Genomic DNA, 23,032 nt, shown 5'->3' with positions numbered 1-23,032 from the left:
TTGTATAATCAGTCGTTCTTTTAGACACAAAAATGCCCCCTTCATAGTAGTAGAGAAGTTTTATTATTTCTCTGTCTACTTTGAAGGGAGCATATCAATCAGAAAACTGCTTTTTTGTATATAAAAAATCCCTTCTTACATAGAAGAAGGGATTAATCTTATTCATCATCAGGCATAATCTTTCTATTTTTCCCATCCATCTCATTGGCAACATCTTCATCTTCATAATCTTCCTCATAAAGATCATCATAACTTTCTTCACCGCCCGCCATATCAGACGGAGTTTCTGATGTTCCATATCTTGCAGCTTCATCAAAACTGTTCTCATAATCTCTTACTTCTTCATCTTCACCACGGTAGGGATGGTCTGAAGAAGGACTGATAACTGATTCTTCACTTGGGCGCTGATTCTGGTTACTGTACTCTTCTGCATGCTCTACACATGTCAGAGCACTTGGCATAGCTTCTAGTCTTTCAAATGGAATATCTTCTCCTCCGACAGCACATACGCCATAGGTGCCTTCTTCCATTGCTTTTAGTGCTTCATTTATATCATCAAGTTCTTTTTGAATGTGTTCTTCAAGCGCCAAGTCTTTTTCTCTTTCAAACAGGTCTGTGGCATTGTCTGCAGGGTGGTTATCGTAATTCGAGAGCTCAGTGTTCTCGTAGTCCTCAGTATTGTTATTTTGTTCAATGATTTCTTTTTTACGGGTATATAGTTCATCTTTTAAAGTGTTTTTCTGTTCATTTGTAATCATTAATATTCATCCTTCCTGAATGTACTTCACATAGTACAGTTTATCCTTCCTGCAGGAATTAAAACCTTTTGAGTGGTTTAGTATATATCCATAAAAAAATCCCGCTGAATTCAGCGGGATTCCAATTACGAAAAATATCCGATTAATAAACCGATTGAGAGCAGGAAGCCAAAGATCGTATTAGTCTGGGCAGTTGCTTTCATCGCAGGCATCATCTGCATCGGTTTGGTTTTGCCGATAAACCCTTTGGTTGCTTTTACTGCTTTTGGAATACTGAGGAAACTGATCAGCATCCAAGGTGTAACAGCACCGGTTATAACAAGTATAATCACAAAACCATATGCGGTGACGAACATGTAGGCCAGGAAGTAGATTGCATATTTACGACCGAGCAGAATCGCAATTGTCTTACGTCCGTTTTCCTTATCGCCATCGAGATCTCTAATGTTATTTGCAAGCAGAATGGCACCTACAAGGATGGAAACAGGAATTGAGACAAACATGGCGATTACATTGATCATACCTGTCTGGATATAAAATGAAATTAAAATGATCACAAACCCCATAAAGAAACCGGCAGCCAGTTCTCCAAACGGTGTGTAGGCAATCGGAAGGGGACCGCCTGTATAAAAGTAGGCAGCTGCCATACAGATTAATCCGACTACTGCGATCCACCATGAGCTTTGTATGCAGATATAAACGCCAAGCAGAAGTGCAACACCAAATAGAGCGTAGGCCAGGTTAATAACAGTTTTAGGCTTAACTCCGTTTCTTACAATTGCGCCGCCTATTCCGACTGAGTTTTCATTATCAAGTCCGCGGACATAATCAAAGTATTCATTGATCATATTAGCGGCCGCCTGGATAAGGATACTGGCAATCAGCATGGCCAGAAACAGCAGCCAGTCCATTTCTGCATAATTTAAAGCCAGTACGGTTCCAAGAAGAACCGGTACGAAAGCTGCAGTCAGTGTGTGCGGACGGGTCAGCTGCCACCAGATTCTCCACCCCTGATCACGTTCAGGTCTTTCACTCATACTATTCTCTCCTAACTTTCTATTACGATTAAATCGCACATGCGAAATTTGTATAAATATCTGTCTCTATTATATCGTTTTTAGACTTCCAGAAAAAGAAACAGATTGTTTTGAAAAGCCTGTAAAATATGGTGTTGAAAACAGTTACAAAAAAAGCATTGAAAAATGGCGATTCGTTGACAGTGCTGTTAAAAGAGGTGTATCTTTAAGAGAGCAAACTACGGACAAATGTGCGTTTTTTGGAGGGAAGCACAGTGAGAATCCTACATCAATCTCAAGGATTTACAACTTTTGAACAGGCGGTCAGCAGGGCTGAAAAGTCGAACCGTTCTGTCTTATATAGTAAAACAATGGAAATCGATACGATTGACCCTCTTCAGTTTTATGAAGCGGGTTATTCTATCTTTAATGGTACGCGTACTTTCTGGCAGGATCCGAAATCTGAAGCTGTATTTGCCGGAGCCGGAGCTGCCAGGACGTTTTATATTGAAGATAAGAACCGCTTTGATGCTCTCAGTAACCAATGGAATGCATTTCTGAAAGATGCAGTCATTGATAATGAGTCATCAGTTGGTGGACCGGTTATTTTAGGAGGCTTTTCTTTTGATCCTGAAAAAGATAAAAGTCATGAATGGTCTTCTTTTAAACAGGGATATTTTCAGCTGCCTGCATTTATGCTGACAGTGAATCAGTATGGTCATGCATTTCTGACGATGAATATTGTCTGTAATAAAGGAGAAAATGCGGTTTCAGTCTGGAACCGGATGCAGCAGCAGAAAGAAGCTTTATTAAATAAATCTGTCAGCACACTTCAGGATGTCAATGTTGTATCTATTAAGGAATACGAGCCAGACGAGTGGAGATCCTCTATTACATCAGTCGTACAAAGGATTGACAACAAAGAGCTCGAAAAGGTTGTGCTCGCGAGAAAAGTGAAGGTTCAGTTCGATGATAAAAAGCGCTCTGATTCTGTTCTTGAAAAATTGAGAGATGATCAGAGTGAAAGCTTTATATTTTCTTTTGAAGCCGGCGACAGCTGTTTTATCGGGGCAACGCCTGAGAGGTTAATTAAGAAAAATCACAACAAAGTACTCTCAACTTGCCTTGCGGGTTCTATTGCGAGAGGGAATACGATGGAAGAGGACCAGCAGCTTGGACATGAATTGCTGAATGATCAGAAGAATCTTGGGGAACATGAGATTGTCGTCCGTATGATTTCTAAGAGCCTTGAGGATCTGTGTCATCAGTTAACTGTGCCAAAGCAGCCGGTACTCATGAAAATGAGAGATATACAACATCTTTATACACCTGTAGAAGGTGAGACTGATCGTGCTTCCATTCTTGAATTTGTGAAGGAACTGCACCCGACGCCTGCACTCGGAGGGACGCCAACGCATAAAGCGATGGAAATGATCCGTGAAGAGGAAGAGATGGACCGCGGATTTTATGCAGCACCAGTTGGCTGGCTGAATGCGGCCGGTGACGGAGAGTTTGCAGTAGCGATCAGATCAGGGCTTTTATCAGGTGAAAAGGCATACCTGTATGCAGGCTGTGGTGTTGTGAGGGATTCTGATGCTGAAAGTGAGTATCAGGAGACGTTGATTAAGCTGCGTCCGATGGTGAGAGCAGTAGGAGGAACAATTTCATGAGTCATAGAGAGAATCTGACTGTATATGTATCATCATTTATAGAACAGCTTTATCAAAGCGGCGTCAAAAGAGCAGTGATCAGTCCGGGATCACGCTCTACGCCGCTTGCTTATTTACTTGAGGCACATCCGCAGATTGAGACGCATGTAAATATTGATGAACGATCTGCGGCTTTTTATGCGCTGGGGATGGCAAAAGCATCCGGAGCTCCGGTTGCAATCGTGTGCACGTCAGGTACGGCAGCAGCCAATTATTTCCCGGCAGTAGTAGAAGCACGTTATGCAAGAGTACCATTAATTGTGTTAACAGCAGACCGTCCGCATGAGCTGCGTGATAACGGTGCCCCGCAGGCGATTGATCAGCTGAACCTTTATGGCAAGCATGCAAAGTGGTTTTATGATATGCCGCTTCCTGAATCAGATATGAACGTCTTGCAGTATACAGGAAGAATTGCAGCAAAGGCAGCAGCAAAATCGTTGGCAGCGCCAATGGGTCCTGTCCATTTGAATTTTCCTTTCAGGGAGCCGCTGTCACCTGATTTGACAATGGATAAAAGAGAAGCTGCTTTCACCTCTGTTTTTCATGCGAAAAAACAACTGGATGAGGACCAGCTTTCAGTATTGGCACAAAAAGTATCACAGACAGAAAAAGGACTGATCATTGCAGGGCCTGCTGAGGACGGACGTGCTGTAGACGCTATTCTGTCATTGTCAGAGGCTACAGGGTATCCGGTGCTTGCAGATCCGCTGAGCGGGCTTCGCACATATATGAATGACCATGACCAGGTGATTGAGTGCTATGATGCATTTTTAAGAGATGACAGAATGAAGGATCTTTTATCTGCTGATCTAGTGATTCGTTTTGGGGGGATGCCGGTATCAAAGGCTCTTACTCAGTTTTTAAAAAGGAATGGAGGCAGTCAGTGGCTGATTGATGCAGGGGCTGAATGGCGTGATCCTTCTTCGTCAGCTACGGCATATATTGAATCTGATGAAGCGGTGTTTGCATCTCAGCTGACTGCTGTTATCAGCAGAAAATCAGATCGTGCATGGCTTAAGCAATGGATCAGCTTGAACGGGAATGTTGAAGCTGAGATCCTTCATTATATCAGTGATGCAGAGGATGAAGGTGCCGCTGTCGGAACGCTGCTTCAATCGCTTCCTGATGGTGCTCACATTGTAGCCGGCAACAGTATGCCGATCCGTGACGTTGACACCTGCTGGATACGCGGGATGAATCAATTCCACCTGTGGGCAAATCGCGGAGCAAATGGGATTGATGGCGTTGTCTCTACAGCGCTTGGACTATCTTCTGTAAAAGAAGGACCTATATATCTGCTGATTGGCGACTTATCCATGTTCCATGACTTAAACGGGCTGCTTGTCACAAAACAATATCCAAATAATCTGAAGATCGTCATTATGAATAACAATGGCGGAGGAATATTTTCATTTCTTCCACAGGCTGCTGAACCCGAGCACTTTGAAACGCTCTTTGGTACACCACCTTCACTTGATTTCGAACATGCCGCGAAATTGTATGAGATTGACTATAAGCGTTGTGGATCAAAAAGTGATTTCAGTCATGCTTTAACAGACTTATCACCTCATGCAAGAATCTTTGAAGTCATGACTGACAGAATTGAAAATACGGATGCACACCGGGGTCTTTGGAAAAAGGTCGCAGAGGCAGTGCATAGTGAATAATGTGTATGTGAAAGTGGATGCTGCTGCTTACCGTGTGAAGGTGAGTGGAAGTGGACCAGCTCTTGTTGTGCTTCACGGCTTTACAGGGAGTGCAGAAAGCTGGGACAGGTTTGCAGAAGAGTTGAGCAGTGATTTTCAAGTAATCGCGATTGATTTGCCTGGCCATGGTCAGACGCTGGCACCGATGAATCAGCAGTATTTTTCAATGGAAAAAGTTTGTATTGCGATCAGGGAAATTCTTAACGCTCTGAAAATTGATCAGGCTGCGTTTCTGGGTTATTCCATGGGTGGCAGAACGGCGCTTGCATACGCTACCCTCTACCCTGAGACTGTAACAAGTCTGATCTTAGAAAGTGCTTCACCTGGTCTTAAAACTGTAACTGCGCGTACAGAGAGAAAGCAAAGTGATGCTGATCTCGCTTCATTTATTGAAAGTGAAGGTATTCAGCGGTTTACAGACCGGTGGGAAAGCATTCCGCTATTTGAATCGCAAAAACGGCTCAGTGAAAAGATGCGCCGAAACATACGTGAAGGCCGTCTGCAAAACAGTGCTGAAGGTCTTGCTGCAAGCCTGCGTTATATGGGGACAGGCAGTCAGCCGTCTTATTGGGATGCTCTCACTGGATTGAATATACCAGTTCTATTACTGACAGGTGAGTGGGACCATAAGTTCATTCAGATCGCTACTGAGATGAAAAAGCTGCTGCCAAATGTGGTGCATGAGAATATTTTGCATTCAGGGCATGCAATTCAGGTGGAACAGCCGGAAAAATTTGATACAATGGTAAAGGAGTTTTTATTTAAAAACTCAACTACATAACAAGGAGGTTTCTTTCATGACTCGTGAATGGGTACAGGAACGAAACTATGAAGATATTTTATACGAAACGTATAACGGGATTGCAAAGATCTCAATCAACCGTCCGGAAGTGCGCAATGCATTCCGTCCGAAAACAGTAATGGAGCTGATCGATGCTTTTGCATACGCACGCGATGATTCAAAAGTCGGCGTGATCGTCCTTGCAGGTGTCGGCGATAAAGCATTCTGTTCAGGTGGAGATCAGAGCGTCCGCGGACATGGCGGATATGTTGGAGAAGATGAGATTCCACGTCTGAATGTACTTGACCTTCAGCGTCTGATCCGTGTAATCCCTAAGCCGGTTATTGCAATGGTATCAGGCTACGCAATTGGCGGCGGACACGTGCTGCACGTTGTCTGTGACCTGACAATCGCTGCTGACAATGCCATCTTCGGCCAGACTGGACCAAAAGTCGGTTCATTTGATGCCGGTTATGGTTCTGGTTACCTTGCACGTATTATCGGACATAAGAAAGCACGTGAAATCTGGTTCCTTTGCCGTCAATATGATGCAAAAGAAGCGCTTGATATGGGACTTGTCAACACAGTTGTTCCATTAGACCAGCTTGAAGACGAGACGGTAAAATGGTGTGAGGAAATGCTTGAAAAGAGTCCGACTGCACTTCGTTTTGTAAAAGCGGCAATGAATGCAGATACTGATGGTCTAGCAGGACTTCAGCAGTTTGCAGGCGATGCAACGCTTCTTTACTACACAACTGATGAAGCAAAAGAAGGCCGCGATGCCTTTAAAGAAAAGCGTAAGCCTGACTTTGGTCAGTTCCCGCGTTTCCCTTAAATCGATGACTGCCCTGTATGCTCCGGCCTGCAGGGCATTTTTTCATGAAAGGAGGATGTGTGATGACATCCTGGTTGGAAAAAAGAGCAGCTCTTTCACCAGATAAACCGGGCCTTTACGCAGGTAAAGATGTCTGGACGTTCAGTGAAATGGCAATAGAGGCACAAAAACTGGCAGAAAAAATTTCACCTTATATCAAAAACCAGAAACCGGTCGCGCTGCTGATTACAAATCAGCCACAGTCTGTCTTTTTCATTCATGCCCTGCAAATGATTCGTGTGCCGGTACTGATGCTTAATAACAGGCTTACACCTGAGGAGTGGGGCTATCAATTACAGGATAGTCAGGCTCAGCTTGTGCTGCACGAGGAACAATTCAGCGTGGAAGCTGAAGCAGCCCAGTCGATTGATGAGTGTCTTAAAAGTAATGGTGGTCCGATCAAGAGATTTGAGGATGAAGAAATTTGTTCAGTTATGTACACCTCAGGGACAACGGGAAACCCCAAAGGTGTGATGCAGTCTTATGATAACCATTATGCAAGTGCTGCGGGGTCTGCTTTTAACATTGGACACAACCCGGATGATATCTGGATGTGTGCGGTACCACTGTTTCATATCAGCGGCTACTCTATTTTAATGAGAAGTGTGATCTATGGTATTGCCGTCAGACTGTATGAAAAGTTTGATGAACAACTTATTCATGAGGATCTTATAGATGGAAAAGGGTCGATTATATCGGTTGTCACAACCATGCTTCAAAGGCTGCTCGATGTAAAGGGTGAGCCCTACCATCCACTTTTCAGATGCATGATACTCGGGGGAGGGCCTGCGCCGCTTCATATGGTCGAGCGTTGCCACAATGAAGATATCCCGGTTTTTCAGTCGTATGGAATGACAGAAACATCTTCCCAGTTCACAACCCTCTCACCAGGAGACGCAACAAGAAAGGTCGGTTCTTCAGGGAAACCATTATTTCCTGGAGAAATCCGGATCATAGATGCTGACGGAAATCAGTGTGAGACAGATGAGATTGGAGAGATTCTCCTAAAGGGACCTTCCGTAACGAAAGGGTATTTGAATCGTGATCAGTCTGCACCCTTTTCAAATGGCTGGTTGAAAACAGGAGATGTCGGATATCTTGATCAGGAAGGCTTTCTTTTTGTCGCAGACAGGCGATCTGATCTCATTATTTCAGGCGGTGAAAATGTCTATCCTGCTGAAGTGGAATCTGTTTTAGCGGGGCACCCTGCTGTGATTGAAGCAGGCGTTGTCGGGAAAAAAGATGACAGGTGGGGAGAGGTCCCTGCAGCATTTCTCGTAGTCGCTGATCAGATTGATGAAGAGGTATTGATCCACTATGCGAAGGAGCGGCTTGCAGCTTATAAAGTGCCAAAAGTCTTCAGGTTCACAGATGCATTGCCAAGAAATGCGTCAGGTAAGCTTGTCAGAAGAATGCTGAAAGAGGAGATCAATGATGAATCTGTCTAAAGCAGTTGTCAGTAAAATCAGCATGTCGTTAAAGACACCATTTCACACAAGTCTTGGTACAGTGTCAGATCGGGAGGGACTGATTGTAGAGTTATTCGATGATAAAGGGGATTGCGGGCTGGGAGAAGGCGTTGCTTTTTCTTCACCCTGGTATACAGAAGAAACAGTAGAGTCGAGTCTTTCTGTCATCAGCAATCATTTATTGCCTTTATTATTCGAAAGTGATATCACATACCCTGAGCAGCTTGAAGGTGTTTTCCACTCTGTCAGAGGTAATCCGATGGCAAAGGCTGCCGTTGATATGGCGGTGTGGGATTTGTATGCGAAGCAGCATCATAAGCCGCTTACTGACCTGATCGGGGCAAGCAGAAGTGAAGCGCTCGCAGGAGTTGCAATCGGCTCTAAAGATTTAGATGATCTTCTGCAGCAGGCAGAGCAGGCTGTCGCTCAGGGTTATCAGCGAATCAAAGTGAAAATCAGGCCGGGATATGATCTTAAGCCGCTTCGAACTTTAAGAGAAAACTTCCCGGATATCGCCATTCTTGCTGATGCTAACTCAGCCTACAGCGGTTTTGAAGATGATCTTTTAAAACTCGATGATTTGGGGCTTCAAATGATCGAGCAGCCTTTTTCGCCGGATGATCTGGCACGTCATGCTGAAATTCAGCGGGTGATGAAGACACCGATCTGTCTTGATGAAAGTATCACGTCTTATGAAACCGCAGTGAATGCCATCACTTTTAAAAGCTGCAGGGTAATCAATGTTAAAATCGGCCGTGTTGGCGGGATTACAGCAGCGAAGAAGATACACGATCTCTGTCTCGAACATGACATTCAGGTCTGGTGCGGAGGGATGCTTGAATTTGGAGTGTCAAGAGCACATAACGTCGTACTATCACTGCTGCCGGGCTTTACGATCCCTGGAGATCTGTCATCATCAGACAGATACTGGACAAGAGATATCACTGTACCTGAGCTTGTTGTGGAACATGGAACAGTGAAGCCTTTTGAAGGGAATGGGATAGGTGTTGAGCTGGATAGAGAAAGGCTGGATGAAGTAACGATTAGTAGATTTGAATACAAAAAATAGACATTGTTGCATGAACAATGTCTATTTTTTTAACCAACTGCTATTCAGCTCTCATTGCTGTTCTTAAAGACTCAATATTTCTTTCCATCAGTGTGAAATAGGTTTCTTCATTTGCGATATCATCGTCTGTGAGCACTGATAGATTATGCAATGGCAGTGTTTCAGCTCCGATTTCGCTTTGAATGACATCTGTCAGATTTGATGAAACGTTTTGCTCCACAAGCAGGTATTCAACGTTCTGGGCAGAAGCTGATTCAATCAGTTCAGTCAATTCACGCTGAGACGGTTCATCTGTTGTGGAGATCCCTGCAATTGCCTGCTGCTCAATTCCGTAGCGGCTTTCCCAGTAGCTGTATGCTGCATGTGAAACAAAGAATTGATTCAATTCAGCATCACTTGCCAGGTCTTCAAACTGATGGTCAAGCTCATCAAGGCGTTCAACCAGATTCTCGTAATTCTCAGTAAAGAGAGCTTCCTGTTCAGGCATTTTTTCAATCAGTGTATCTTTTACAGATTCAGCAAGAGATTGTGAGAGGACAGGATCAAGCCATACGTGAGGGTCTGTGTCACCATGGTTGTGCCCTTCGTGTCCTTCATCTGCATGCTCTTCCTCATCTGCATGCTCCTCACCTTCAGCATGCTCTTCCTCTTCCTCATCATGATCATGTGCTCCGGCTTCAAGCTCTTCATCGGTTATAGCATCTGCAGCGGCGACCATTGTGAGGTCTTCACTCTCTAGAACGTCAGTTGCACTATCAACAAAGCCTTCAAGTCCAAGTCCGATATAGAAGAAAATATCGCCCTCTGCAAGATCAATCATATCTCTTTGTGACGGTTCAAATGTGTGCTCGTCGGCTCCGGGAGGATAGATGGTTTCGACTGATACGTATTCTCCGCCGATTTCTTCAGCGAAATATTGTAAAGGATAAACGGTCGTATAAATTTCAAGTGTATTTTTATTATTATCAGTTTCATTGCCCCCGGTGTTACAACCTGCAAGTATCCACGACGTAACAGCAGCCAGCATAAGTAATGATTTCTTTTTCATTTCGCACCTCATGATAAATAGTAATAATTACGATTTGTAAATCAACAAACGTAACTTTACTATGAAATCAAATTAATTGCAAGAGAAAACCGTCAGGAATTTTTTCTTCCTGACGGCCATTTTTCAGGTACCTGGTCAACACCGCCCGGGTGAAGCGGATGACATTTAGAAATTCTGATTGCTGTCATCAGCCCGCCTTTGAATGCACCATGTTTTTGAATAGCCTCCATCCCATACTGAGAACACGTGGGATAAAATCGACAGCTCGGCGGCGTTAAGGGGGAAATCCCTTTTTGATAAAAACGGATCATCGCAAGCATTATTTTTTTCATCGGATCACCTCAAATATTCCATTAATAATAGTTTAGCACGTCATCATTCAGAAGCACGCTAACATGCTCATACGTTTAAATTCAGCTGATAGTGGTAAAAATTAAGAGAGAAGATAAATAAATTGAAAGGATGATTGACATGAGTGCAAATCCTGAATTAGTAAAAAGTGTGAATAAACAAATTGCCAGCTGGACAGTGCTGTATACCAAGTTACATAACTATCACTGGTATGTAAAAGGACATCAGTTCTTTACGCTCCATGAAAAATTTGAAGAACTGTACAATGAAGCCGCAATCCATATTGACGAGCTGGCTGAACGGCTGCTTGCCTTGAAAGGAGAACCGGTAGCTACGCTGAAAGAGTCTCTAGACATGTCACTTGTAAACGAGGCAAATGGCCGAGAATCGGCTGATCAAATGGTAGAGTCGCTGAACAGTGATTTTGAGACACTGATGAACGATTTGAAATCCGGTATGGAACTTGCACAGAAAGATGATGATGAAATGACGAGTGATATGCTGCTGTCAATCCATCAGAGTCTTGAAAAGCATGCATGGATGTTACGTTCATTTTTGGGTAAATAAGATCTCAGGCACCGCTTTTGATAAGCGGTGCTTTTTCAGGTGCCATATGGTAGGATAGTCTAAAGGAGTGATTGGATGGAAATCTCTTCAATGATGGCAAAACAGGCTGCCCAGATGCAGCATACAGCAAGTCTTGGTATTATGAACAGTGCACTCTCACAACAGGCGGCAGGTGCTGTGGCTATGCTTGAGACAATGAATAACCAGGGAGGCACACCAGCTCCCCACCCCCATAAAGGTCACGCGATTGATCTGAAGGGTTAAAAAATCCGGGACATTGCATTAGTTGCAGTGTCCCGGATTTTTTATGAATTGCCAGCAATTAACACATCAGTTAATGATAAAACGGTTTTGTATCTTCAAGGCGTTCGAGCCTTCCTTTAAGTGATTCTACTATGTATAGACGTATAAAATAAGCAAGCTCGTCTTCAGACAGCTCTTTTACCATTTCTAACAGTTCATGATGGTCCAACTGTTCAAGTATTGTAAAAGCGATCATATCAAGATCTTCCTGACTGCCACGGATTTTACCTTTATACATTTCAAAGATTTCATCCACAAGTTTCATGTTGTTGTCCTCCTTTCAAATGTGCAGGATATCCATAGTTCCCAGGTCTCATTACCACTATACCCAGGTCAGTCAATTCTAATCATGAAAATAAAGGGTAATGGGCATACTGTATGGTGAGGAGGGGACTTATGGATAATAAAAACACGTATTATGTTTCTGTAGGCAGGCGTGAAATTCTAAGAAGCGGTACGGATTCACCGTATGAATTCGTGGTCAATGCGACTGATGATGAAATTACTAAACTCAGGATGTTGTTTGACCGGAATGAAGAGAGTGAAATGGAGGGTTTTCTGATCAGTCAGATGCCATCTGTACCTTATCATGTAGACGGACCTAATCAGGAGTCGGATAACCTGTTAATTAAGATCTACAGGCTGATCGGGAAAATTGGAGATGAAGAGGCACGTAATCATATTAAAACAATGGGTTTTAAGCCGCCGACTGAAGAACATCCTTATATTGATAAAGAATTGTAAAACAGAGGCTGGGGATTGTCCCAGCCTCTTTGTATTTTACATATCAATCTCTTCAGCTGAATCGATGACTTCCTGCGGGACTTTGAGTTCGTCGATTGCATTATAGTCCGTGTATTCTGATTGAAGTGACTGGTCGATGGCTAATGATTGTTCTGCAAATTCCATATTCATCGTCATATCCAGATCGAGCGATTCAATATAAAATGTTTCTTTATCAATCGTAATGACATATACGACATCTTCAAAAGTCGTGTTCTGAAATAATGTTTCTGCCGGGATCCCGAATTCAAGTTCAGGTAAAAATTGACCTGCCTGCTCCGTCAGCATGTCACTAAACTTTTCTCCTGAGGCATTCAGCGTTAAAATAAAGCTATCGTCATCCTGTTCAAATGAGAAATCTTCAAGATAAGTTTCAAGTGTTTGAAGTTCACTCGCAGGATTAGTCTGCGACTCATTTACCGCCATCAGTTGCTCTGTCATCTCTGCCGGAAGCTTGAGCCATTGGCCGGATGTGGGATCTTTCATATAAAAGTCATTTTCCGTCATATAGGATTCTGCTGTATAGCTTTGGGAAGCTGCTTCATCAGCGGCTGCCCCGCTCATTTCAGTCGTATTAATCTGATGGGCTACCAGCGGATCATTAAAAATGGTCATATCAATTTCTGACATCGTATGAACAGGATCTTCACTGCCCATTGTAACTGTCTGATTCAGCACAGCTGAACTTTTGACGCTTTCGATTTCATTGTTCTTCTCAATTGCCTGACTGTACACTTCTTCAAGCGAAAGTGAAGACGTCTCTTTACTGCCTTCAGCCGGTTCAGCGGTTTCAGTACAGGCTGCAAGGGATAAAGTTAAAACAGCGGTTGTAAACAATAGAGGTTTTTTCATCTGATCAGCTCCAAAATTTATTTTATTCCTTCACTTAAATACGATTTCATATCCAAAAAGTTTCAATTTTTTGAAAGCAGGTGAATCCTATGTATCAATTTAAAGATGAAAATGGTTTTACTGTTACATATTCTCACCAATCTGATTATTTTTCCAAATCGCCTGCCCATGTACTCATTTTAACACGCTATAACGGACAGTGGGTGCTGACTCAGCATAAAAAAAGAGGCTATGAGTTCCCGGGTGGTAAGGTTGAACAGGGTGAATCTACTGAAGCTGCAGCTAAAAGAGAAGTAATGGAAGAGCTTGGCGGAGAAACAGGAGAACTGATTCCTGTGGGGCAGTACAAGGTCGATACTTCTCCTGTAATTATCAAGTCGGTCTATTATACAGAGCTTGCTTCTCTTACACCGAAAACGGATTACCATGAAACAGATGGACCGGTTATGGTAACAGGAGATCTGTTATCTGAACGATTTCAAGATGCATTCAGTTTTATTATGAAAGATGATACAGTTAAAATTTCGCTTGAGTATATCCAAAAGCTTCAGGAGGGAGGAAGAGAGCTTGGCTGAGAATGGTCGCGTTATCAGAAAACAGCTGTACCCTTCGCCTAACCCTGAAGTGGTCATGCATGAAGTCCTCTACTGGTCTGAAGGGCTGAGGGTAAAAGGACTTCTTGCTGAACCGGTAAAAATGGGTGACTATGATGGATTTTTGTATTTACGTGGAGGAATTAAAGGAATTGGTATGGTCAGACCTTCACGAATTGCGCAGTTCGCTCAGCAGGGATTTATTGTCTTTGCCCCCTACTACCGTGGCAACAGAGGCGGAGAAGGGAATGAGGATTTCGCGGGTAATGACAGGATGGATGCGGTAAATGGAAATATCATTATTAGAAACCATCCTTCATTTTCAGGTGCGCTGCACGTTTTCGGTTTTTCAAGAGGAGGCGTCATGGCACTTTTGACGGGCATTGAAGATCAGTCTGTGACCTCTATCGTGACCTGGAACGGGGTGTCCGATATGGTCCTGACTTACAGGGAGCGAAAAGATATGCGCCGGATGATGAAACGGGTGATCGGTGGTTCACCTTCAAAGTCACCGGAAGCTTATGCCTGGCGGACTCCACTGCATGAAGTCAGCAAAATTAAGTGCCCGGTCTTAATCATTCACGGGGAACAGGACGATAATGTGTCGCCTGAACATGCTTATCAACTGGAAGAAAAACTGAAAGAGCACGACAAACCGGTTGAGAGCTGGTACCATCAGACATATGATCACATGTATCCACCGTTAGACAATATCGCAACAGTTAAGAAGCTGACAGCGTGGATGAAACAGCAAAGGAGATGAGTGTATGGGAATGCCATTAGAATTAAATACAATGATCGTGACAAAGGGCCGTGAAGAAAGAATCGAAAATAACTTTTTCAAGCTTGAAAAAAGTGAATACAGATTGTATCCAATGCATGTACCGCTTGAAGTAAAGAATACAATTGCTGGGGAAGTACGCGGCGTTGCGGAGATCTATAAGCTTGAATGGAGCGAAGAAAAAACGGTTATATATTTTGAGATGAAGGCATTGGAATCAACAAATTAAAAAATGCGTATCAGCTGATCAGCTGATACGCATTTTGATTATACGATCGGGCCGCCGAGGCGGGCGATACTTTCATCCACGCTTGTGAATTTTTTGAAGTTCTCTTTGAATTTCATCGCAAGCTCCATCGCTTTTGCCTCGTAGTCGCTTTCGTTCTTCCAGGCAAAGCGCGGCTGAAGGACATCATCAGGAACACCTGGCACGTGAAGTGGTGTTTCAAGTCCAAACAGTCCGTTCTTAGCAGTTTCAGCATTTGCAAGTTCACCGTGAAGCGCTGCTCTGACCATCGCTCTTGTATATGCAAGCTTCATGCGTGAGCCTGTTCCGTAAGCGCCGCCTGTCCAGCCTGTGTTGACAAGGAAAACTTCTGCGTCATGCTCTTCAAGTTTTTTACCTAGCATTTCGGCATATACAGTCGGCTCAAGTGGAAGGAAGGGTGATCCGAAGCATGTTGAGAAGGTCGCTTCTGGTTCAGTGATCCCTCTTTCAGTTCCGGCAAGCTTAGATGTGTAGCCGCTTAAAAAGTGATACATTGCCTGTTCTTTAGTCAGCTTAGAGATTGGTGGCAGTACGCCAAAAGCATCAGCTGTTAAAAATACAATTGTATTCGGATGACCCGCTCTACTTGGGTCTACAATATTTTTCATTGCCTGAAGCGGATAAGCAGCACGCGTATTTTCAGTTAAACGTGAATCATCATAATCAGCTTCGTGCGTTTCAGGGTCAAGCACAACATTTTCAAGGACTGAACCGAACCGGATGGCATCAAAGATCTGCGGCTCTTTTTCCTCTGAAAGGTTAATGCATTTTGCATAACATCCGCCTTCGATGTTGAACACACCGTTATCTGACCAGCCGTGTTCGTCATCCCCGATTAGCTTACGGTCTGCATCAGCTGAAAGTGTTGTTTTTCCTGTACCTGACAGCCCGAAGAATAATGCAACATCACCTTCAGCGCCAACGTTGGCGGAACAATGCATTGGCAGGATATCATTTTGCGGGAGAAGATAGTTCATGACAGAGAAAATAGACTTTTTCATCTCGCCTGCGTATTCCGTACCCCCGATTAAGATCGTACGTTGTTCAAATGAGACGATAATGAATGTTTCGGATCTTGTTCCATCAGTTTCAGGATCAGCTTTTAATGAAGGTGCTGATAAAATTGTAAATGGCGCTTCATTCTGGCTGCTCCACTGTTCTCCCTTTTCAGGACGGATAAACAGCTGGTGGGCAAACAGGTTGTGCCACGCACGTTCATTCACCACACGGATTGGCAGTCTTGAAGCTGCATCTGCTCCTGCAAAGCCTTCGAATACAAACAGTTCTTCTTTTTCACCTAAATGGTTCAGGACTTTTGTATAAAGGCGGTCAAATGATTCTTCAGAGATCGGCTGATTGACTTTACCCCAGTCAATCTTGTTACGCACTGAAGGCTCATCGACAATGAATTTGTCTTTAGGGGAGCGGCCTGTATATGTGCCAGTTTCAGCTTTGACAGCACCAGTAGAGGTTAATGTGCCTTCTTCTCTCATTAAAACTTTCTCAACGAGCTGGGGCACAGATAGGTTTTTATTCACGCGTTCACTCATCAATAATTCTTTTAATTCTGAAGTGTTTCGGATTGTTGTCATATGATCTCCCACCTTTTCAGTAAGTCATTCACCTTTGTTCGAAATTAGTATAACACATTCAAATGAATAGTCTATACTAATTGGTGATTTCGTGAAAAATTCTTAAATGAGACTGAATAGATACATTTGATTTGGATTTTTTTAAAAGTAAAAGATTTATGATAACCGGTTCACTGCGCTCCAGGCGGTGCTTTCCGGACGGCGGTCGCTGAGCCTCCTCGGCTTCGCCTGTGGGGTCTCAGCTGTCCCGCTAATCGTCCCGGAGTCACCGCCTTCCGCTGCGTTCACCTTTGACTTCATTAAATAAATAGAATGTTTTTTGATTGAGTAATTCAATATAAATCCAACACAATGAACTGTGAACTTATTACTAAGGATTATGTTAAAGACCAATGATGTTTTAGCACAGCTGGTGATTGGAGTGGAAGGAGGACGACTCTCACCGCACTCCTGCGGAAAGCGTTCCCCTGGAGCGGAAATCACCAGCCATCTTTAACAGAGCGCTTTACTTTTAAGTATATGACATCTTATGATTGACATTAGACTTTCATTTCCGTATGATAGTTTTTTGAACGGATACTCTTATCCCGAGCTGGTGGAGGGACAGGCCCTATGAAACCCAGCAACCTGCTCTGCAAAAAAGCTTCATGCTTTTGCGGTCCAACATTTAGAGCGAAGGTGCTAACCTGGAGCAAGACACGCGTCTTGAACGATAAGAGTGAAAGGCTGACTGACTATTGAACCTTTCCTCGACTATCCATAGGGGGAAAGGTTTCTTTTATTTTACGCCGAAACTTGGATGATCTGGTAGGTTAACGTTCGATCTCTAAGGGTAATGAGTACCGTCGACTATTTGCTTCACAAGGAGGAGACTTATATGTCTGTAAAACGTCGTTTATTTACATCCGAGTCCGTAACTGAGGGACATCCGGATAAAATCTGTGATCAGATTTCTGATTCAATTCTTGATGCAATCCTGAAAGAGGATCCAAATGCCCGAGTGGCCTGCGAAACTTCTGTTACAACAGGACTTGTGCTTGTAGCTGGAGAAATCTCAACTTCTACTTATGTAGATATCCCTAAGATCGTACGTGAAACGATCAAGGAAATCGGTTATACACGTGCAAAGTACGGCTTTGATGCTGATACGTGTGCAGTCCTGACTTCTATTGATGAGCAGTCAGCTGACATCGCGGCAGGTGTGGACCGTGCGCTTGAAGATCGGGAAAGCCAGATGACTGATGCTGAAATCGAATCAATAGGTGCAGGTGATCAGGGGCTGATGTTCGGTTATGCGAATAATGAAACGGCTGAACTGATGCCGCTTCCAATCTCACTTGCTCACAAACTGTCACGCCGTCTGACTGAAGTGCGTAAGGAAGACATCCTTCCATACCTTCGTCCTGATGGTAAAACACAGGTGACAGTTGAGTATGATGAAAATGATAAGCCGGTACGTGTAGACACAATCGTTATCTCTACACAGCACCATCCGGAAGTAAGTCTTGAGCAGATCCAGCGCAACCTGAAAGAACATGTGATCAATCACGTTGTTCCTGCAACGCTGATCGATGAAGAAACAAAATACTTTATTAATCCGACAGGCCGCTTTGTAATCGGCGGACCTCAGGGAGACGCAGGTCTGACTGGCCGTAAAATCATCGTAGATACGTACGGTGGATATGCACGTCACGGCGGCGGTGCATTCTCTGGTAAGGATTCAACAAAGGTTGACCGCTCAGGTGCTTATGCAGCACGTTACGTTGCAAAGAACATCGTAGCAGCTGGCCTTGCTGATAAATGTGAAGTACAGCTTGCATACGCAATCGGCGTAGCACAGCCTGTATCGATCTCAGTTAACACATTCGGAACAGGTACTGTGGATGAAGATACACTGGTTGACTTAATCCGTAATCACTTTGACCTTCGTCCGGCAGGCATTATCAAAATGCTTGATCTGCGCCGTCCGATCTATAAGCAGACAGCTGCTTACGGTCACTTCGGCCGTAATGATCTTGACCTTCCATGGGAAAGAACAGATAAAGCTGACGTACTAAAAAAAGAAGCACACGTATAACAGATGACTCATCCGGTAGATATCCTTTCAGATATTTACCGGGTTTTTTTATGTCCAAGGCATAAGTCAAATGTCACTTTTCTGAGGAAGATGCGTTATTTTCTAAGAAGCATCAGCTTTTCTCCGAACCACTATCCATCGAAATAGAATAAGTGTTCGCTAACCTTCCCTGCACATGATATGATAAGTACACAAAGCCCCGATTCATGCTTCGGACAATTTTAGGAGGAATTCCTTTGTTTACAGTCATTCTCGCAGAAAAACCTTCACAGGCAAAAAGCTACGCAGATGCATTTCATACAGCCAAAAAAACAGATGGTTATTTTCACATAGAAGATCCGCTATTCCCGGGAGGAGCAGCGATTACGTGGGGATTCGGACATTTGGTATCGCTTGAGGAACCGCAGAAATATAAGCCGGAGTGGAAGCGCTGGAAGCTCGATACGCTGCCAATGATTCCGGAAGAGTTCAAGTTCACAGTGCCTTATGCAAAACGTGCGCAATTCAATATTGTAAAAGGCCTGCTCAGAAAAGCAGATCAAATCGTGGTGGCCACAGACAGTGACCGTGAAGGGGAAAATATCGCACGGTCCATCATTGAACAGGCGGGTTATATGCATAAGCCGACAAAGCGGCTATGGATCAACTCACTTGAAAAAGATGTGATCAGAAAAGGATTTCAGGAATTAAGAAACGGCGAGGATTATCTGCCGTTATACGATGAAGCACAGACGAGGCAGGTCAGTGACTGGCTTGTCGGGATGAATATCTCAAGGCTTTATACGCTGCTTCTGCAGGAAAAAGGCGTGGACGGACCATTCAGCCTTGGAAGAGTTCAGACGCCGACACTGTATATGATCTGGCAGCGTCAGCATGAGATTGAAAATTTTAAACCTGAACCATTCTTCCAGCTGATTGCTGATCATAAAGAAAGCGGTATTAAATTTCAGACAAAGCATAAAACAACTTTTAAAACCCGGGAAGAAGCTGACGGGATGCTGCAAAAGCATGGCGTTCTAACAGGAGAAGACTCACAGGGGCGTGTTGTAAAAGCTGAGAAAAAGCTCAAAAAGATGCTCGCACCAAGTCTGCACAGTCTGTCATCGCTTCAGGCGAAAATGAACAGACGCTATAAATACAGTCCGTCGAATGTGTTAAAAACTGTTCAGAATCTTTATGAAAAAAAGCTTGTATCTTACCCTAGAACGGACTGTCAGTTCATTACAATGAGTGAGTTCAGATATTTGTCAGGCCAGCTCGATCAAATGAAGCAGGCAGCCGGTACATCTTTTGAGACTGCTCACCCTAAGCCACGTCCGAAATATGTACAGGATCAGAAAGTTCAGGAGCACTATGCAATCATTCCGACTAAAAAGGTGTTAACGCAGGAGAGAATCGAAAAGCTGAAGCCGATGGAGAAGAATATTTATCATGAAATTCTAAACAGCACGCTTGCAATGTTTCATGAGGACTACCACTATGAAGAAACGCAGATTGACGTGGACGTTAAAGGGATTCTTTTCAGCACGAAGGGAACTATTGAAAAAAAACGCGGCTGGAAAGAGCTGTTTAATGAAAATAATAAAAAGGATACCATCCTGCCTTCTTTAAAAACAGGTGATGAGATTGGTTCAGTCGTAAATATAAAAGAAGATGTTACAAAACCGCCAAAGCCTTATACAGAAGGTCAGCTCATTACAATGATGAAAACAGCCGGTAAGATGCTTGAAGATGAGCAGGATCAGGCCATGCTGAAGGAAGTGGAGGGAATCGGTACGGAAGCCACCCGGGCTTCTATTATCGATACATTAAAAAAGCAGCAGTATATCACTGTAACTAAAAATACAGTCTCTGTTACTGATAAAGGAGTAACGCTCTGTCAGGTAATCGGCGGGACATTGCTCAGCAGTCCTGAAATGACAGCAAGGTGGGAGACATATCTGAAAAAGATCAGCCGAAAAGAAGGCAGTCAGGAAGCTTTTTTGAATAACATTGCGAAGTTTATTCAGCACATGATTGCTGAGGCACCGAAGCAGATGGGAGATGTAAAAGCATCCGCATCATCAGGTCAGAAAAAGTCTTCCATCATGCCTGAATGTCCGGCGTGCAAAAAAGGTGTAATGGTCGATAAAGGAGGCTTTTTTGGCTGTAGTGAATACAAACAGGGCTGCAGACAGACGCTGCCGAAAATGCTTCTGAAAAAGAAAATTTCAGATGCACAGATTAAAGCACTTTGTGAAAAAGGGCAGACAGGCATGATAAAAGGTTTTAAAAGTAAGGCAGGAAAAACATTCAGTGCAAGATTAATACTGAAGGATGGAAAAATTGAAATGGCTTTTAAATAAATTAAACCGCAGCCTCTGCTGCGGTTTAATTTATTTGCCGGCTGGTGCTTCCTGTTGTGTCGGCTCTGGTTTTTTCTTTTCTTCAAGAAGTCTTTTGACTTCCGCTTTATGCTTTGTGTTAACGAGTATATAGAGGAAGTCTCCTGCTTTGATCTGCGTTTCACCATAAGGACTGATTAATTGATCGTTTCGTACAATTGCACTGATCGTTGCCTGGTGTGGGAATTGTAAATCTTTTAATTTCTTTCCGACAATTGCAACATCACGGTTTGTATGAAACTGAATCATTTCAGCGTTGGCTTTTCCGATCGAGATCAGTTCAAGCGAATGGTGAGGAGTATCTTTTTTTGGTCCGACAAGATTCAGCTTTTTAGCAACGTAAGAGACCGTAGATCCCTGTAGTAATGTAGAAGTCAACACAATAAAAAATACGACATTGAAAAATAGCTGCCCGTTTTCAAGACCTGCCACAACTGGGAATGTTGCCAGGATAATTGGTACAGCCCCTCTCAATCCTGCCCATGAGATAAAGAGCCTTTCTTTCATTTTGTACTTCATGCCCGCGACTGATAAAAAGACTGCAATCGGACGTGCAATAAAGATGAGTACAACTGATAAGATCAGGCCGCTAATCACAATCTCAGCTGAGAATAATTCACCGGGAAATACGAGAAGTCCGAGTATAATGAACATCAATATTTGTGACATCCATGCAAATCCCTCATTAAATTGAAAAATAGAGTAACGGTATGTGAGCTCGCTATTTCCGATAATCAATGCAGCCACGTATACTGCAAGGAATCCGCTTCCTCCAATGATGGCAGTAATACTATAAGTTAAAAGAGCAAATGCAACAGAAAAAATAGGATATAAACCACTTGAATCAAGCTTAATTCTATTAAGTGAGAAAGATGCGATCCTGCCAAGAATTAATCCTGCAGCAAGTCCTGCTCCCATCTGAAGAAGAAATGAAGGAATTAACCCCCATAGTGAAGCATTCTGATCTGAAATGAGTTCTATAAAAGATAATGTAAGGAAAACGGCCATGGGGTCATTTGTACCTGATTCAGCTTCAAGTGTCGCCCCCATTTTGGCTTTAATATTCCGTTCTTTTAAGACAGAGAAAACAGCTGCGGCATCTGTTGAACCAACAATCGCACCAAACAGCAGACCTTCAAGCAGTGTGACATCAAAAATCAGATAAGCTGCATAGCCTACGATCCCTGACGTCAGGATGACACCTAATGTCGCCAGGGAGAGAGATGGCAATGCAACTGCACGGACTGTCTGCCATTTTGTCTGCATACCGCCTTCAAACAGGATGATAACGAGCGCGAAGATTCCGATCAGCTGAGCTGCGCGCGCATCATCAAAATAGACAATTCCAAGACCGTCACTGCCTACAAGCATACCTATGACAATAAACAGAACAAGCGCAGGCAGTCCCCATTTATTAGAGAATTTTGCTACTAATACACCAGTAACGAGTAATAGGCCGGTTAAAAGAATAAATGAATCAATACCAAAAGACTCAATCAGCATGCGGGTCACTCATTAAGCATCATCTCCGCTTAGTTTCTTTTCTTTTTGCTTATAATATTGTGCTTTTTCAGCATATTCCCTGACAATTCTCTGCATATCAGTACGGTCCGCTTCATTTACTTCCCGGACGACTTTTGCAGGACGGCCAAAAGCCATCATCCCAGCCGGAATTTTCTTGCCGGGTGGCACGAGACTGCCGGCACCGATAAAAGCACCTTCCCCGATCTCTGCTCCGTCAAGAATAATTGAGCCCATACCTATCAACGCATTTTTTCTAATCGTACAGCTGTGCAGGGTTACCTGATGTCCCACTGTGACTTCATCTTCAATAACAAGTGGCAGATTTGGACTCTGATGCAGCACAGATAAATCCTGTATATTCACTTTGCGTCCGATGATCGTTGGTGATACGTCACCGCGGATCACTGAGCCGGGCCAGACACTTGAGTCAGCTCCGATCTTAACGTCACCTGTGACAGTTGCAGTTTTTGATATGTATGCACTCTGATCAATATCAGGATGATGGTCTTTAAAGGGAAGTATCATCA

General features: G+C 43.5%; 23 protein-coding genes and 1 riboswitch. Of the genes, 14 read left to right on the top strand and 9 right to left on the bottom strand.

Annotation, left to right across the window (positions count from 1 at the left end):
- Window positions 1-158: 158 nt before the first annotated feature.
- Together KP77_RS12020 and KP77_RS12015 are read right to left on the bottom strand one after the other, a co-directional pair.
- Window positions 159-758, bottom strand: coding sequence for a TraR/DksA C4-type zinc finger protein (locus tag KP77_RS12020; protein ID WP_041122986.1), 600 nt, complete (start codon window positions 756-758; stop codon window positions 159-161).
- A 125-nt stretch (window positions 759-883) separates the two neighbouring features.
- The gene (locus tag KP77_RS12015) at window positions 884-1,795 is read right to left on the bottom strand and encodes a 1,4-dihydroxy-2-naphthoate polyprenyltransferase (protein ID WP_041122985.1); all 912 of its coding nucleotides are present in this window, start codon (window positions 1,793-1,795) and stop codon (window positions 884-886) included.
- A 254-nt stretch (window positions 1,796-2,049) separates the two neighbouring features.
- On the opposite strand from KP77_RS12015, the gene KP77_RS12010 reads away from it, so the two are divergent.
- The 6 genes from KP77_RS12010 (at window position 2,050) to menC (ending at window position 9,382) form a co-directional block, all read left to right on the top strand.
- Window positions 2,050-3,444, top strand: a complete 1,395-nt coding sequence (locus KP77_RS12010; RefSeq protein ID WP_052474147.1) for an isochorismate synthase — start codon at window positions 2,050-2,052, stop codon at window positions 3,442-3,444.
- Window positions 3,441-5,150, top strand: a complete 1,710-nt coding sequence (gene menD, locus KP77_RS12005; protein WP_041122984.1) for a 2-succinyl-5-enolpyruvyl-6-hydroxy-3-cyclohexene-1-carboxylic-acid synthase — start codon at window positions 3,441-3,443, stop codon at window positions 5,148-5,150. Before KP77_RS12010 ends, menD begins: the two co-directional genes overlap by 4 nt.
- Entirely contained in the window at window positions 5,143-5,970 is an 828-nt protein-coding gene (gene menH / locus KP77_RS12000) for a 2-succinyl-6-hydroxy-2,4-cyclohexadiene-1-carboxylate synthase (protein ID WP_235420713.1), read from the top strand. Before menD ends, menH begins: the two co-directional genes overlap by 8 nt.
- Window positions 5,971-5,986: 16 nt before the next feature.
- Window positions 5,987-6,805, top strand: a complete 819-nt coding sequence (gene menB, locus KP77_RS11995) for a 1,4-dihydroxy-2-naphthoyl-CoA synthase (protein ID WP_039810599.1) — start codon at window positions 5,987-5,989, stop codon at window positions 6,803-6,805.
- Window positions 6,806-6,867: 62 nt separating this feature from the next.
- Complete coding sequence (locus tag KP77_RS11990) at window positions 6,868-8,292, top strand: o-succinylbenzoate--CoA ligase (protein WP_327063122.1); 1,425 nt, start codon at window positions 6,868-6,870, stop codon at window positions 8,290-8,292.
- A complete protein-coding gene (menC, locus tag KP77_RS11985) occupies window positions 8,276-9,382 on the top strand; it encodes an o-succinylbenzoate synthase (protein ID WP_327063121.1) in 1,107 nt (368 codons plus the stop codon). Before KP77_RS11990 ends, menC begins: the two co-directional genes overlap by 17 nt.
- A gap of 40 nt (window positions 9,383-9,422) precedes the next feature.
- Here the strand turns inward: menC and KP77_RS11980 are convergent, their stop codons facing one another.
- Together KP77_RS11980 and yidD are read right to left on the bottom strand one after the other, a co-directional pair.
- Complete coding sequence (locus KP77_RS11980) at window positions 9,423-10,430, bottom strand: metal ABC transporter solute-binding protein, Zn/Mn family (protein WP_041122981.1); 1,008 nt, start codon at window positions 10,428-10,430, stop codon at window positions 9,423-9,425.
- A gap of 92 nt (window positions 10,431-10,522) precedes the next feature.
- Entirely contained in the window at window positions 10,523-10,762 is a 240-nt protein-coding gene (gene yidD, locus KP77_RS11975) for a membrane protein insertion efficiency factor YidD (protein ID WP_041122980.1), read from the bottom strand.
- Between the two features lie 139 nt (window positions 10,763-10,901).
- On the opposite strand from yidD, the gene KP77_RS11970 reads away from it, so the two are divergent.
- Window positions 10,902-11,348: a Dps family protein gene (locus KP77_RS11970; protein WP_041122979.1), complete on the top strand. Its 447-nt coding sequence runs from the start codon at window positions 10,902-10,904 to the stop codon at window positions 11,346-11,348.
- A gap of 75 nt (window positions 11,349-11,423) precedes the next feature.
- Window positions 11,424-11,612, top strand: coding sequence for a putative motility protein (locus KP77_RS11965; RefSeq protein ID WP_041122978.1), 189 nt, complete (start codon window positions 11,424-11,426; stop codon window positions 11,610-11,612).
- Between the two features lie 70 nt (window positions 11,613-11,682).
- Here KP77_RS11965 and KP77_RS11960 read toward each other — a convergent pair whose 3' ends face one another.
- Window positions 11,683-11,916 (bottom strand): DUF6154 family protein, encoded by a 234-nt coding sequence (locus KP77_RS11960; protein ID WP_041122977.1) that lies wholly within the window; start codon window positions 11,914-11,916, stop codon window positions 11,683-11,685.
- A gap of 131 nt (window positions 11,917-12,047) precedes the next feature.
- On the opposite strand from KP77_RS11960, the gene KP77_RS11955 reads away from it, so the two are divergent.
- Window positions 12,048-12,395, top strand: coding sequence for a hypothetical protein (locus KP77_RS11955; RefSeq protein WP_052474143.1), 348 nt, complete (start codon window positions 12,048-12,050; stop codon window positions 12,393-12,395).
- 36 nt (window positions 12,396-12,431) lie between these two features.
- On the opposite strand, the gene KP77_RS11950 is transcribed toward KP77_RS11955, so the two are convergent.
- A complete protein-coding gene (locus KP77_RS11950) occupies window positions 12,432-13,286 on the bottom strand; it encodes a DUF6612 family protein (RefSeq protein WP_041122976.1) in 855 nt (284 codons plus the stop codon).
- A gap of 89 nt (window positions 13,287-13,375) precedes the next feature.
- Between KP77_RS11950 and ytkD the strand changes: the two genes are divergently transcribed.
- The 3 genes from ytkD to KP77_RS11935 are packed head-to-tail and all read left to right on the top strand — an operon-like array spanning window position 13,376 to window position 14,889.
- On the top strand, window positions 13,376-13,861 hold the full coding sequence (gene ytkD / locus KP77_RS11945; RefSeq protein ID WP_041122975.1) for an RNA deprotection pyrophosphohydrolase: 486 nt from the start codon (window positions 13,376-13,378) through the stop codon (window positions 13,859-13,861).
- 55 nt (window positions 13,862-13,916) lie between these two features.
- A complete protein-coding gene (locus tag KP77_RS11940) occupies window positions 13,917-14,642 on the top strand; it encodes an alpha/beta hydrolase family protein (RefSeq protein ID WP_052474151.1) in 726 nt (241 codons plus the stop codon).
- Window positions 14,643-14,646: 4 nt separating this feature from the next.
- Entirely contained in the window at window positions 14,647-14,889 is a 243-nt protein-coding gene (locus KP77_RS11935) for a DUF2584 family protein (protein ID WP_041122973.1), read from the top strand.
- A gap of 38 nt (window positions 14,890-14,927) precedes the next feature.
- On the opposite strand, the gene pckA is transcribed toward KP77_RS11935, so the two are convergent.
- Window positions 14,928-16,520, bottom strand: a complete 1,593-nt coding sequence (pckA, locus tag KP77_RS11930; RefSeq protein WP_041122972.1) for a phosphoenolpyruvate carboxykinase (ATP) — start codon at window positions 16,518-16,520, stop codon at window positions 14,928-14,930.
- A 579-nt stretch (window positions 16,521-17,099) separates the two neighbouring features.
- A riboswitch (SAM riboswitch) is annotated at window positions 17,100-17,239 on the top strand.
- Window positions 17,240-17,397: 158 nt separating this feature from the next.
- Between pckA and metK the strand changes: the two genes are divergently transcribed.
- Both metK and KP77_RS11920 read left to right on the top strand, forming a co-directional pair.
- On the top strand, window positions 17,398-18,597 hold the full coding sequence (gene metK / locus KP77_RS11925; protein WP_041122971.1) for a methionine adenosyltransferase: 1,200 nt from the start codon (window positions 17,398-17,400) through the stop codon (window positions 18,595-18,597).
- Between the two features lie 236 nt (window positions 18,598-18,833).
- Window positions 18,834-20,942, top strand: a complete 2,109-nt coding sequence (locus KP77_RS11920) for a type IA DNA topoisomerase (protein ID WP_041122970.1) — start codon at window positions 18,834-18,836, stop codon at window positions 20,940-20,942.
- Between the two features lie 30 nt (window positions 20,943-20,972).
- Here KP77_RS11920 and KP77_RS11915 read toward each other — a convergent pair whose 3' ends face one another.
- Together KP77_RS11915 and KP77_RS11910 are read right to left on the bottom strand one after the other, a co-directional pair.
- Window positions 20,973-22,484 (bottom strand): potassium/proton antiporter, encoded by a 1,512-nt coding sequence (locus tag KP77_RS11915; protein ID WP_200889071.1) that lies wholly within the window; start codon window positions 22,482-22,484, stop codon window positions 20,973-20,975.
- Between the two features lie 12 nt (window positions 22,485-22,496).
- The gene (locus tag KP77_RS11910; RefSeq protein WP_041122969.1) at window positions 22,497-23,030 is read right to left on the bottom strand and encodes a gamma carbonic anhydrase; all 534 of its coding nucleotides are present in this window, start codon (window positions 23,028-23,030) and stop codon (window positions 22,497-22,499) included.
- Window positions 23,031-23,032: the final 2 nt, after the last annotated feature.

Source organism: Jeotgalibacillus alimentarius (assembly GCF_000829445.1).
Lineage (GTDB): Bacteria > Bacillota > Bacilli > Bacillales > Jeotgalibacillaceae > Jeotgalibacillus > Jeotgalibacillus alimentarius.
The sequence above is the reverse complement of the archived record's forward strand: the minus strand, read 5'-3'. Positions and strand labels throughout refer to the sequence as shown.